The organism is Bacillus infantis (assembly GCF_008180445.1).
Taxonomy (GTDB): domain Bacteria; phylum Bacillota; class Bacilli; order Bacillales; family Cytobacillaceae; genus Bacillus_AB; species Bacillus_AB infantis_B.
In genome coordinates this window covers 306,678-319,284 of the sequence record NZ_VTER01000004.1, presented here as the reverse complement: position 1 = coordinate 319,284, position 12,607 = coordinate 306,678, and the positions used below count along the sequence as shown (strand labels likewise).

Genomic DNA, 12,607 nt, shown 5'->3' with positions numbered 1-12,607 from the left:
GCAGCGTTCTATGAGTTATCAAGAGATGGAGAAAATATCATTTCCCGAAAAAACGATGGAAGATTGGAAGCGGGCAGCAGAATCCGCTTTAAAAGGAAGGGCGGCAGAGTCATTAGACCGGCTTACATATGAAAACATAAAATTGAAACCGCTTTATTCGGCAGAAACATCAGCCCATACTCCAAAATCGCAATATCCGGGGCAGGAGGATTTCCGGCGGGGCATTGAACCTCTCGGCTACAGCAAAAACGATTGGAAAATTGCCCAGAGAATTTACGCAGAAACAGCAGAAGACCTGAAGCAGGAGTTAAAACGGGTGCTGGAGAATGGGCAGAATGCTATTGTTCTTCCTGCTGAAGAGCATCTCCTTGAAAGCTTTCCGGGAATACTGGATGGAGCATATAGAGAGTACCCTTTTGCCATCAATGCTGCAGGCAGCCAATCCAGCATGCTTGCTGTTCTGGCAAAACTGCCGCAACCTAAGGAGATACACGGTTACATAGGAAGGGACCCGCTGGCTGAAGCTGCATCAGAGGGTCTTCCAGGAGATCGAATGGTGGAAGGGCTTTATGATGATTGGGCGGTTACATTGGAGAAAGCGGGTGCTGAAATGCCGAAGCTTAGGACGATTCTTGCCGATGCTGTCCCTTATCATAATGGGGGAGCCCATGCTGCGCTTGAAGTGGCAGCTGCAGCCGCTGCAGCGACAGAGCATGTGAGCAGGCTGTTGGACCGCCATCTTTCCCTGGAGGATATACTTTCAAAATTGGTTTTCAGCTTCGCGTCAGGCGGAAACTTTTTTATGGAAATTGCCAAACTGAGGGCCGCCAGAATTATATGGGGGAAAATCGCAGCTGCCTTTGGAGCTCCAAAAGACCTGCAAAAAATGGTCATTGCGGCAGAAACATCGTATTTCACAAAAACGATGGCAGATCCTTATGTCAATTTGCTTCGGTCAGGAAATGAAGCGTTTGCCGCGGTGATTGGAGGAGTCCAGTACCTGCAGGTGAGGGCATTTGATGAAGTTTTGGGGAATTCAGGATTTTTTTCGCAGCGGCTTGCCCGTAATATACAGCTGCTTCTCAGGGAAGAGGCGCATCTTCTGAAGGTGGCAGACCCTTCAGGCGGATCCTGGTATATTGAAAGCCTGACAAATGAACTGGCGGAAAAAGCGTGGGATATCTTCCTTCAGATTGAATCCTTCGGCGGCATGGCTGATGCGCTGGAGAAAGGATGGATCCAGGAGCAGACAAGAGAAATCCTGGAGAAAAAGAAGCATGATGCCGAGACGAGGAAGAAAAGTATAATTGGCACAAATGTTTATTCGAATCTTGAGGATAAGCTGCCTGACAGGGGAGGCAGGCTTAAAGAGGGAGCTTCCTCCGGCTGGACAATCAGGCCGCTTCACCAGGAGAGGCTATCAGCCACCTTTGAGAATCTCAGGATAAAGGCCCAGGAATTAGGACGCGGCGTCGGGCAATTGCGGGCAGGGCTGATTTCGCTCGGGGAATTAAAGGAGCATAAAACAAGAACAGACTTTGCTGCCGGCTTTTTCGCTGCCGGGGGAATTGCTGCTGAACACAGCCCGGGTGTCAATGGATTCCCTGATGCAGAGGAGCTCCTGGAAATGGATAATACCTGCTATTGTATCTGCGGAACCAATCAGCAGTATGAGACGGTTGGCAAACAGCTCCTAAAAGAAATAAAGGAGAAGTATCCGGATTCGGTTGTTTACCTCGCGGGGCATCCCGATTCACCGGCGGAAGAATGGAGGGAGCTTGGCATTCATGACTTCATTACCGCCAAGAGCAATGTCTGTTCAATTCTTGCAAAGCTACTAGAAGAAACAGAGGTGAAAATGAATGGCTAATAAACCGGATTTTAAGAGCATCAGTTTGTTCGGCGCAGGCCAAAAGGAAGCGGAAAATGAGTGGAAGCAGGAGGCCGGCAGGCTGGCTGGAGGGGATGCAGGCAGCCTGCGGTTCGAGACCAATGAACATATTGGGATCAAGCCGCTGTATACAGAATCGGATATCGAAGGACTGGACCACCTGGATGATAAACCCGGCCTTCCTCCGTACACAAGGGGCCCATATGCGACCATGTATGTCAACAGGCCGTGGACAGTCCGCCAGTATGCCGGCTTTTCAACAGCAGAAGAAAGCAATCAGTTTTACCGCAGAAATCTTGCCATGGGGCAAAAAGGGCTATCGGTTGCTTTTGACCTGGCTACACACCGCGGCTATGATTCTGATCATCCGCGGGTGGTAGGGGATGTAGGGAAAGCGGGGGTGGCCATTGATTCAATCATTGACATGAAGACCCTGTTTGACGGGATTCCGCTTGACCAGATGTCTGTGTCGATGACGATGAACGGCGCTGTCCTGCCTGTTATGGCATTCTTTATTGTAACGGCCGAGGAGCAGGGGGTGAGCCAGGAAAAACTGTCAGGCACGATCCAGAACGACATCCTTAAGGAATATATGGTCCGCAATACATATATCTATCCGCCTGACATGTCGATGAAGATCATTGCCGATATCTTTGAATACACATCACAGTATATGCCAAAGTTCAACTCTATCAGTATATCAGGCTATCATATGCAGGAGGCGGGAGCACCTGCAGACATTGAGCTCGCCTATACACTTGCAGATGGTCTTGAATATGTCAGGACCGGGCTGAAGGCCGGAATCGGCATTGACTCTTTTGCCCCCCGCCTTTCCTTCTTTTGGGCAATTGGGATGAACTATTTTATGGAAGTGGCAAAAATGCGGGCGGCAAGGTATATTTGGGCGAAAATGATGAAATCCTTCGATCCGCAAAATCCGAAATCAATGGCTTTGCGGACGCATTCCCAAACATCGGGGTGGAGCCTCACAGAGCAGGATCCATTCAACAACGTAACAAGGACGCTGATAGAAGCCCATGCGGCGGCCATGGGGCATACCCAGTCGCTGCATACGAACGCACTGGATGAAGCCATTGCCCTTCCGACTGATTTTTCCGCGAGGATTGCCCGCAATACCCAGCTTTATCTGCAGGAAGAGACAGGCATCACAGACGTGATCGACCCGTGGGGAGGATCCTACTATGTAGAATCTTTGACCAATGAGCTGATCCAAAAAGCATGGCAGCATATTGAAGAAATAGAGAGCCTTGGAGGCATGGCCAAAGCGATTGAAACCGGTCTTCCGAAAATGAGGATTGAAGAAGCGGCTGCCAGGAGGCAGGCCCAGATTGACAGCAGGAAAGAAACCATTGTCGGAGTCAATAAATACAGGCTTGAAAAAGAAGACCCGATCGACATACTTGATATTGATAATACAGCCGTAAGGCTTAAACAATTGGAAAAGCTTGAAAAGCTGAAGAACACAAGGGACAGTGAAAAAGCTGCCGAGGCGCTTGAAGCCCTTGCGAAAGCTGCAGACACAGGGGAAGGGAACCTTTTGGATCTTGCAGTGAAGGCTGCAAGGGCCAGAGCGACTCTCGGCGAAATCTCTTTTGCAATCGAAAAGTCAGCGAGGCGCCATAAAGCCGTCATTCGTTCTATCAGCGGCGTGTACAGTTCTGCTTTTACCAATGAAGAAGAAATTGCCGAGGTAAAGAGCCTTACGGACGGGTTTCTTGAAAATGAAGGAAGGCGCCCGAGAATCCTTATTGCCAAGATGGGACAGGACGGCCATGACAGGGGCGCAAAGGTAATTGCCACAGCGTTTGCAGACCTGGGCTTTGATGTGGATATCGGGCCGCTTTTCCAGACCCCGGCCGAAACAGCTCTTCAGGCAGTGGAGAATGATGTTCATGTGATTGGCATGAGCTCGCTTGCAGCCGGCCATAAAACACTTCTTCCGCAGCTGGTTGAAGAGCTTAAAAAGCTGGGCAGGGAGGACATACTCGTCATTATCGGGGGAGTGATACCAGCTCAGGATTACCAATATTTATACGATAACGGGGCATCCGCCATTTTTGGGCCTGGGACGGTCATTCCTGCCGCTGCCCAAAAAGTCGTGCAGGAGATTTACAGAAAGCTTGGCTATGAGGAAGTGGCTGAATAATGAAGGACAAGAAGCCGAGCTGGCATGATGGCAGCCCGCCAGACCTTTTCTCCACTTCCCTTCGTGAGGGGAAGGAGATGGCTGCTCCCCAGCCTTTTGTACAGAAGGGCCCGAAGTTCCAAAAAAAGAAGGCGGACCAACTGTCGGCGGGTGAGCTGAAGAACGGGATCCTGTCAGGAAACAGAAGCCTTCTGGCAAAAGCAATCACGCTGGTTGAGAGCAATGCAGAGCGCCATTTCAGAACTGCTCAGGAATTGCTGCAGGGTGTTCTTCCCCACACCGGCAATTCGATCAGAATCGGCATAACTGGAGTGCCCGGGGCAGGAAAGAGCACCTTTATCGAAGCGTTTGGGAACCTTCTGTGCGGGCAAGGGCATTCAGTGGCAGTGCTGGCTGTCGATCCGAGCTCAAGCATCAGCGGCGGAAGCATTCTTGGCGATAAAACGCGGATGGAAAATCTCTCGAGAAATCCAAATGCCTTTATCAGGCCATCAGCTGCAGGCGGCAAGCTTGGCGGCGTGCACCGGAAAACCCGGGAGACCATGCTTTTGTGCGAGGCGGCAGGCTATGATGTGATTATTGTTGAAACAGTCGGGGTTGGCCAAAGCGAAATCATTGTCAGGGAAATGGTCGATTTCTTTATGCTGCTTGTCCTGACCGGGGCCGGGGATGAACTCCAGGGGATGAAAAAAGGCATCATGGAAATTGCCGATGCCATCATCGTCAATAAAGCAGACGGTGCTAATGAACCCCAGGCATTAAAGACAAGAGAAGAATATTCACGCATCGTCCATTTTCTTCAGCCGGCTACAAAGGGCTGGGAAACGAAAGCTCATGCCTGCTCTGCCCTGACCGGCAAAGGCATCCTGGAAATTTGGGAAGAGATTAAAAGCTTTAAGGACTCTGCCTCCCATTCCGGCGTATTCAGCCAGAGAAGGCGGGAGCAGTCGAAGGAGTGGATAAACAGCATGATCATGGATCAGCTTCAATATAGCTTCTTCCAGCATCCCGAGGTCAGGAAAGAGCTGCCGCAAATGGAAAATGAAGTGATCTCCGGCGGAAGGACGGCTGCTTCTGCCGTTGAGCATTTATTTGCTCTTTTTAAAGGGGCAAGAGAATAAAAAAGCGGCCGGTGTTCAACGGAACACCGGCCATATCTAGGGAGTTTAGGGGTATGGATCTAGCTGTACTGTTATCATTCCCCAATATCTGGCTAATAAACTTTATTTTAGAATTTTATTGGATTTTAGCGGGCGGATTTTATTGTTACTTGGCTTAAGCAGGCTTCTTTGAGTTGAATGCATTGAAAAAAGCAGCATGAAATTGCTATTATTAGAAGAGATATAAGTTCTAACTATTTATATGAGGGGCGATAAAATGAATATGGATTTTAATTTGTTTATGAACGATGTCGTTCGCCAGGCCCGCCAGGAAATTGTGGCAGCCGGATATACAGAGCTTACCACTCCGGAGGATGTTGATCATGCGCTGTCCCAGAAAGGCACGACGCTTGTAATGGTCAATTCTGTCTGCGGCTGTGCCGGCGGGATTGCACGCCCTGCCGCAGCTCACTCTCTGCATTATGATAAGCGCCCTGACCAGCTTGTGACGGTCTTTGCGGGGCAGGACAAGGAAGCGACAGAAAAGGCGCGGTCTTATTTTACCGGATTCCCTCCATCATCACCATCTTTCGCACTTATGAAAGACGGAGAAATTATCACAATGGTGGAGCGTCATGAAATTGAAGGGCACGAACCAATGGCAGTAGTCCAAAAGCTTCAGGATGCTTTTGATAAATATTGCGAAGAAGTTTAAGTATCATACAAGAAAACCCCTGCTGAGCGCTGGGGTTTTTTTTGTGCAGTAAACCGGCAAACCTTGATTCCTCCGGATAAAAGCTATAAAACTTTTATTAAATAGTATTAATATAATTAAAATATATATTTATATTTAATTATATTATTGCATAAATATTAATCTGTGTTAAAATTCATTATAGTGAATATGTATTAACTTAGTGTTTTTACTTGAAATAACAGGATATAACACTATAAAATACTACTAATTATGAAAATAATTAATTTTCTAAAAATTATAGGAGGAAAATAAAATGAAGAAGAGTATGTTGCTGTTTTTGGTAAGTATATTGGCAGCTGGAATCCTGGCAGCCTGCGGGGCGAGTGAACAGCCGGCTTCAAGCGGCGGGGAAGCTGGTGATGCAGGCTCAGATGATGAAAAGGTGCTGATTATGGGTACTTCGGCTGATTATCCGCCATTCGAGTACATCGATACTGCAAAAGGCGATGATATTATCGGTTTCGATGTTGATCTTGCAAATGCATTGGCAGAAAAGCTTGGCTATAAAGTTCAGGTTGAGGATATAGAATTCAGCGGTCTTGTCCAGGCGCTCAAATCCGGCCAGGTTGATATTGTTTTGGCCGGGATGTCCCCTGATGAAGACCGTAAAAAGAACGTTGACTTTACCGATATCTACTACACTGCAAGACATATGATTGTGACAAAGAAAGACAGCGGCATTGAAACGCTTGAAGACTTGAAGGGCAAAACTGTCGGCGTCCAGCTGGGATCCATCCAGGAAGGGAAAGCCAACGAAATTGCCGAAGAGATCGATATCAAAGTTGAAAACCGCAACCGCATCCCTGAAATTGTCCAGGAGCTGATTACAGGGCGTTTTGATGCTGCCATTATTGAAGATACAGTAGCAACAGGCTATTTCGAATCAAATGAAGATCTCAATGGATTTGTCATCGACGATAATGAAGAGCTTGGATCTGCTATTGCCCTTCCGAAGGACAGCGAGCTGACAGACGACTTCAACAAAGCCCTTCAGGAAATGAAGGACAGCGGGGAGCTTGAAGAATTAGTACTGAAATGGTTTGGCGGAGAAGAGTAATTTTATCCCGGATGTTCAGCAGGGAATCCTGCTGGACATTTTGCATCCGCCGGAATGGACAGCCTTGATTACAGGCATGCGCACCGGATGGACAAGCTGCCCAAGATAAGCAGGCTGCCATTGAATGGGCCTCAGAAAGAGAGGAATGAGACAGATTATGAATTTGGATTTTGCTCAGTTTATCCCGTCAATGCCATACATATTAAAAGGCATTGGCGTTACCCTGCAGATAGTGCTGCTTGCCGGCCTTCTTGGCTTTGCACTCGGAATTATTCTTGCATTATTTAAGATAAGCTCTTTAAAATATCTTGGCTGGCTGGCGGATGCGTATACCTCCGTCTTTAGAGGAACGCCGCTGGTGCTCCAATTGATGCTTATTTATTATGGTTCCCCACAGATCATCGGCTTCCAGATTGAGCCGTATGCAGCTGCTGTGCTGTCTTTCGGGCTCAATTCTGCAGCCTATATATCTGAGGTGATCAGAGCCGGGATACTGGCGGTGGACAAAGGGCAGCGGGAAGCATCAATGGCCCTTGGAATTCCTTATAAAAGGATGATGTGGGATATCATCCTCCCGCAAGCGCTGAAAAACATCCTTCCAGCCCTCATGAATGAATTTATCACACTTACGAAGGAATCAGCGATCGTAACAACGATAGGAGTCATGGATATTATGCGCCGTTCCTATCAGGTGGGCGCCCAGAAATATTCCTTCTTTGAGCCTCTTCTGATTGCGGGCCTGATTTATTATCTCATGGTCATCACATTGACGATCATCGGCAAAGCGGTTGAAAGGAGGATGAGGCGAAGTGATTAAAGTAGAGAATCTGCATAAAAATTTCGGCAGCCTGGAGGTGCTGAAAGGGATCAGCACAACGGTCCAGGACGGTGAAGTGGTGGCGGTCATCGGCCCTTCCGGCTCAGGGAAATCAACATTTCTGCGGTGCCTGAATCTGCTTGAGCAGCCGACGGACGGTAGGATATTCATCGGCAAAGAGGAAGTAACCGGCCGGAAAACGGATATTATGAAGGTGAGGCAGGAAGTAGGCATGGTTTTTCAGCACTTTCACTTGTTCCCGCATATGACAGCGCTGGAGAATCTCACATATGCCCCGATGAAAGTAAAAGGAGTTTCCAAGCAGGAAGCTGAAAAAATCGGCACCGGGCTTTTGCAGAAGGTTGGCCTTTCAGAGAAGGCGAATGAATATCCGAACCGCCTTTCAGGTGGACAAAAGCAGAGGGTGGCCATTGCGAGGGCATTGGCTATGCAGCCGGACATGATGCTGTTTGACGAGCCGACATCTGCCCTGGATCCCGAAATGGTCAAGGAAGTGCTGGACGTCATGAAATCCCTTGCCCACAGCGGGATGACCATGGTGATCGTGACCCATGAAATGGGCTTTGCCAAGGAAGTGGCAGACCGGGTCCTCTTTCTGGATGGAGGGGTCCTTGTAGAGGATTCTCCTCCGGAAGAGTTTTTCTCAAGCCCCAAAAGTCCGAGGGCAAGAGACTTCTTGCAAAAAGTGCTTTAAAACGTATAATTAGGAAGAAGATGGTCCCAGATCATCTTCTTTTTCAATTGGCCGGCTTTTCCCAGGGCATATCGGGGAGGCTTTACATAAGTTTATTTACAGCCTTCAGGGGTATTCATTTCCGCTGAATGGCTGCTATGTATAGGAGTGCATGATATGAAATTCAGAATAGGATACCGAACGATAAAAACAGCTGCCGGGACAGCTGTTTCCATTATCATTGCACAAATGCTTGGGCTTAATAATTTTGTATCTGCAGGCATATTGACAATTTTATGCATCCAAGTGACTAAAAAAAGGTCGCTTACAGCTTCCTGGGCCAGATTTCTGGCCTGTCTGCTTGCCATGATTTTTTCCACTGTATTCTTTGAAGGCATTGCTTATCATCCGGCTGTCATCGGGCTGCTGCTGTTATTCTTCATCCCCACGGCTGTGATGCTGAAGGCAAGTGAAGGGGTTGTGTCCAGCAGTGTAATCACCCTGCATATTTATTCTGCGGGCGAGGTTACTGGCAGCCTGCTCTTGAATGAACTGGGAATCATTAGTGTCGGGATAGGTGTGGCTCTGCTGGCGAATCTGTATATGCCAAGCCTTGACAGAAAGCTTGAAAAATATCAGCTTCAGATTGAAGTTAACTTCAAGAAGATTTTTGATGAAATCATCACCTATCTCCGCACCAATGAAAGCGACTGGGACGGCAGGGAAATCACCGATACAGAGAGGCTGATCTCGGAAGCCAAAACCCTTGCTTTCAGGGATGTTGAGAATCACTTCCTCCGCAATGAAAACTCTTACTATCATTATTTTAAAATGAGGGAAAAGCAATTTGAAATCATTGAAAGGGTGCTGCCGACCGTTACATCGATCGGCCTCACTGTGGAGCAGGGAGAGATTGTCGCTGATTTCATTGAAGAGCTTTCAGACAATATTCATCCCGGCAATACAGCGATTGTGTATCTGGAAAAGCTGTTGCGGATGAAACTTTCTTTCGAAGAGAGCGACCTCCCAAGAACAAGGGAGGAGTTTGAAGCGCGTGCGGCGCTCCTGCATTTTGTTAAAGAAATGGAACAATATCTGGTCATTAAAAGTTCTTTTAAAGGATTGAAAAAAGAGAAAAGCGCATAATCGAGGGCATGCAGGCAGAAGCTATTCAAAAATGATACAGGCTGGTGAAATGGATGCTTAAAATGCTTTCGATCCTTGCGCTTTCTTTTTCATTTTCTCCTATCTGGCCGATCGGGCCCAATCCGCTGCCTGGAGACCCTTTCGTCATCATCAATAAACAGACAAATGAGCTTGCGCTTGTTGACGAAAACAGGGTCCAGACGGTCATTAGCGCTGCAACAGGCAAGACGGCTGATTTGACGCCGGAGGGACTTTTTACTGTCACAGTCAAGGCGAAGGAGCCTTATTACAGAAGAAAAAACATACCTGGCGGTTCCCCGGAAAATCCTCTCGGATCGAGATGGATCGGCTTTGATGCTGAGGAGACGGACGGGCGGATATATGGGATCCACGGGACAAATGAGCCCGGATCCATCGGCAAATATGTCTCCTCCGGCTGTGTCCGCATGCAGAATGAAGCAATTGAGTCCCTGTATGAAATCATTCCAATCGGAACCAAGGTTTTGGTTGTATCAACCGGGCAAAGCTTTGAAGAGCTGGGTAAAGAGTACGGTGCTATCAGTGAACTTAATCCAGTATGGCCATCAAAGCAATAATATGGCACAAAAAAATGCAGGGAACCTTGAATTCAAGTGGCTACCTGCAATTTAAAAGGATCGCACAAGCGATCCTTTTTTACGTTCTATAAAAACATGGCTGCCCCAACGGCAAGGGTGGATGCGAGCATGGCGAAAATCATTAAATAAACGATGATCTTGCGGAAGTTTTTATTAGACAAGCAGGAGTCCCTCCTTCTGACATTCTAATCTACTACTCTATTCTACTAAGAAAATTCAAAATGAACAACCGCTCAATCTTTGAAGGGATTTCGACATTTTTATCGAATATTAAGAGTATTATGCAAGCTGGGGGGTTCATAAATGATTAACAAAGTGGATCATATTGGGATCGCTGTCAGCTCGCTTGACAGTGCGCTTCCATTTTATACAGACGTGCTCGGCCTCGAGCTGCTTGGTGTGGAAGATGTCGAATCTGAGCGGGTCAGGGTGGCATTCCTTCTTGCAGGAAATGCCAAGCTTGAGCTTCTCGAACCTCTGGGAGAAGGCAGCCCAATAGCAAAATTCATTGAAAAGCGGGGGGAAGGCATCCACCATATTGCACTGGGTGTGGACTCTATCAATGAAAGAATAGCAGAGATAAAAGAAAAAGGCATCAAAATGATTAATGATGAAGCAAAGAAAGGCGCGGGCGGTGCGAAGGTGGCGTTTATCCATCCCAAGTCATCCGGGAGCGTACTTTATGAATTCTGCGAGAAGAAAGGACTGGAAGAAGCATGACCGACATCTATGAAAAAATCAATGAGCTCTACGACCGGCGCCGGGAGGTGGAACTGGGCGGGGGCGACGAGCGGATAGAGAAGCAGCATGAGAAAGGGAAGCTGACTGCCAGGGAGCGGATCGACCTTATGCTGGACGAAGAAACCTTTGTGGAACTGAATCCCTTTATTGAGCACAGATCGACGGACTTTGGCCTTGACAGGGCAAAGGGGCCGGGAGACGGGGTTGTTACAGGCTATGGAAAGGTGAACGGCCGGCCTGTCTACTTATTCTCCCAGGACTTCACCGTCTTTGGCGGCGCGCTTGGCGAAATGCATGCGAAGAAAATCGCGAATGTCATGGATTTGGCTGCCAAAAATGGTGCACCTTTCATCGGACTGAATGATTCAGGGGGGGCCAGGATCCAGGAAGGGGTTGTATCTCTTGACGGCTATGGCCACATTTTCTACCGCAACAGTATTTATTCCGGTGTGATTCCGCAGCTTTCGGTCATTATGGGACCATGTGCAGGCGGTGCCGTTTATTCTCCTGCCATAACAGATTTTGTCTTTATGGTCGAAAAAACGAGCCAGATGTTCATCACCGGCCCAAAAGTGATTGAGACCGTCACAGGCGAAAAGATTTCTTCAGAAGACCTTGGCGGCGCAGAGGTACATAATTCAATAAGCGGCAATGCCCACTTCATGGGCGGGACAGAAGAGGAAGTCCTGCAGCAGGTAAGAAGGCTTCTCAGCTATCTTCCACAGAACAGCGAGGAAAAGCCGCCGCGGCTTTCAGCAGATGAAGAGGACGATTACCGGCCTGATCTGACTGACTGCATCCCCTTTGACAGCCTGAGGCCTTATGATGTCCGCAAAGTAGTAGAACAGATTGTGGATGAAGGCTCGTTCATGGAGGTCCAGCAGGATTTTGCCAGGAATATTGTTGTCGGGCTGGCGAGGATCAAAGGCGAACCAGTCGGTCTTGTCTGCAATCAGCCCAAGGTAATGGCAGGCGGTCTTGATATTGATTCTTCCGATAAGGCTTCAAGATTTATCCGTTTCTGCGATTCCTTCAACATTCCGCTCATTACCTTTGAAGATGTAACCGGTTTCTTCCCGGGCATCAAGCAGGAGCACGGAGGGATCATCAGGCATGGGGCCAAGATCCTTTATGCCTATTCGGAGGCGACTGTTCCAAAGCTGACCGTGATTCTCCGGAAAGCCTATGGCGGCGCCTATGTTGCCCTCAACAGCAAATCCATCGGCGCTGACCTTGTGTTTGCCTGGCCCAATGCTGAAATTGCGGTCATGGGCCCTCAAGGAGCAGCCAATATCATTTTTGCGCGCGAAATTCAGGGCAGCAGCGATCCTGAAGCAGTCAGGGAACAGAAAATCGAAGAATACCGCGAAAAGTTCGCCAATCCTTATGTGGCCGCCAGCCGCGGCATGGTGGATGATGTCATTGATCCCCGGGATACGAGGATCAAACTGATTCAGGCGCTCGAGATGCTCCGGAATAAAAAGGAGTCGCGGCCTGCCAAAAAGCATGGGAATATCCCCTTATAAGTGCTGTTGATTGGAGGGGCATACTGCCCTTCTTTTTTTTCATATGGAACCAGTCTGCAGACCTCTCATCAGGCAGGCTCTCCGGTTGCTGTTG

General features: G+C 48.3%; 12 protein-coding genes. 11 read left to right on the top strand and 1 reads right to left on the bottom strand.

What is annotated here, in order from left to right:
* Nucleotides 1-10 precede the first annotated feature (10 nt).
* The 9 genes from FZD51_RS09430 (at nucleotide 11) to FZD51_RS09390 (ending at nucleotide 10,225) form a co-directional block, all read left to right on the top strand.
* On the top strand, nucleotides 11-1,870 hold the full coding sequence (locus tag FZD51_RS09430; RefSeq protein ID WP_187445690.1) for a methylmalonyl-CoA mutase subunit beta: 1,860 nt from the start codon (nucleotides 11-13) through the stop codon (nucleotides 1,868-1,870).
* Nucleotides 1,863-4,058: a methylmalonyl-CoA mutase gene (scpA, locus tag FZD51_RS09425; RefSeq protein WP_148974523.1), complete on the top strand. Its 2,196-nt coding sequence runs from the start codon at nucleotides 1,863-1,865 to the stop codon at nucleotides 4,056-4,058. The genes FZD51_RS09430 and scpA overlap by 8 nt, the downstream gene beginning before the upstream one ends.
* Complete coding sequence (gene meaB / locus FZD51_RS09420) at nucleotides 4,058-5,179, top strand: methylmalonyl Co-A mutase-associated GTPase MeaB (protein ID WP_187445689.1); 1,122 nt, start codon at nucleotides 4,058-4,060, stop codon at nucleotides 5,177-5,179. The genes scpA and meaB overlap by 1 nt, the downstream gene beginning before the upstream one ends.
* A gap of 256 nt (nucleotides 5,180-5,435) precedes the next feature.
* A complete protein-coding gene (locus tag FZD51_RS09415) occupies nucleotides 5,436-5,873 on the top strand; it encodes a BrxA/BrxB family bacilliredoxin (protein ID WP_009794984.1) in 438 nt (145 codons plus the stop codon).
* A 295-nt stretch (nucleotides 5,874-6,168) separates the two neighbouring features.
* Nucleotides 6,169-6,972 (top strand): transporter substrate-binding domain-containing protein, encoded by an 804-nt coding sequence (locus FZD51_RS09410; protein ID WP_148974521.1) that lies wholly within the window; start codon nucleotides 6,169-6,171, stop codon nucleotides 6,970-6,972.
* 157 nt (nucleotides 6,973-7,129) lie between these two features.
* On the top strand, nucleotides 7,130-7,789 hold the full coding sequence (locus FZD51_RS09405) for an amino acid ABC transporter permease (protein WP_148974520.1): 660 nt from the start codon (nucleotides 7,130-7,132) through the stop codon (nucleotides 7,787-7,789).
* Nucleotides 7,782-8,504, top strand: a complete 723-nt coding sequence (locus tag FZD51_RS09400; protein ID WP_009794988.1) for an amino acid ABC transporter ATP-binding protein — start codon at nucleotides 7,782-7,784, stop codon at nucleotides 8,502-8,504. Before FZD51_RS09405 ends, FZD51_RS09400 begins: the two co-directional genes overlap by 8 nt.
* 156 nt (nucleotides 8,505-8,660) lie before the next feature.
* Nucleotides 8,661-9,629 (top strand): aromatic acid exporter family protein, encoded by a 969-nt coding sequence (locus tag FZD51_RS09395; protein ID WP_148974519.1) that lies wholly within the window; start codon nucleotides 8,661-8,663, stop codon nucleotides 9,627-9,629.
* 53 nt (nucleotides 9,630-9,682) lie between these two features.
* The gene (locus tag FZD51_RS09390; RefSeq protein ID WP_148974518.1) at nucleotides 9,683-10,225 is read left to right on the top strand and encodes a L,D-transpeptidase; all 543 of its coding nucleotides are present in this window, start codon (nucleotides 9,683-9,685) and stop codon (nucleotides 10,223-10,225) included.
* An 86-nt stretch (nucleotides 10,226-10,311) separates the two neighbouring features.
* Here FZD51_RS09390 and prli42 read toward each other — a convergent pair whose 3' ends face one another.
* Nucleotides 10,312-10,407: a stressosome-associated protein Prli42 gene (prli42, locus tag FZD51_RS09385; protein ID WP_148974517.1), complete on the bottom strand. Its 96-nt coding sequence runs from the start codon at nucleotides 10,405-10,407 to the stop codon at nucleotides 10,312-10,314.
* A gap of 142 nt (nucleotides 10,408-10,549) precedes the next feature.
* Here prli42 and mce point away from each other — a divergent pair, with 142 nt between their 5' ends.
* Entirely contained in the window at nucleotides 10,550-10,966 is a 417-nt protein-coding gene (mce, locus tag FZD51_RS09380; RefSeq protein ID WP_148974516.1) for a methylmalonyl-CoA epimerase, read from the top strand.
* Nucleotides 10,963-12,513 (top strand): acyl-CoA carboxylase subunit beta, encoded by a 1,551-nt coding sequence (locus FZD51_RS09375; protein WP_148974515.1) that lies wholly within the window; start codon nucleotides 10,963-10,965, stop codon nucleotides 12,511-12,513. The genes mce and FZD51_RS09375 overlap by 4 nt, the downstream gene beginning before the upstream one ends.
* The last annotated feature ends 94 nt before the right edge of the window (nucleotides 12,514-12,607 follow it).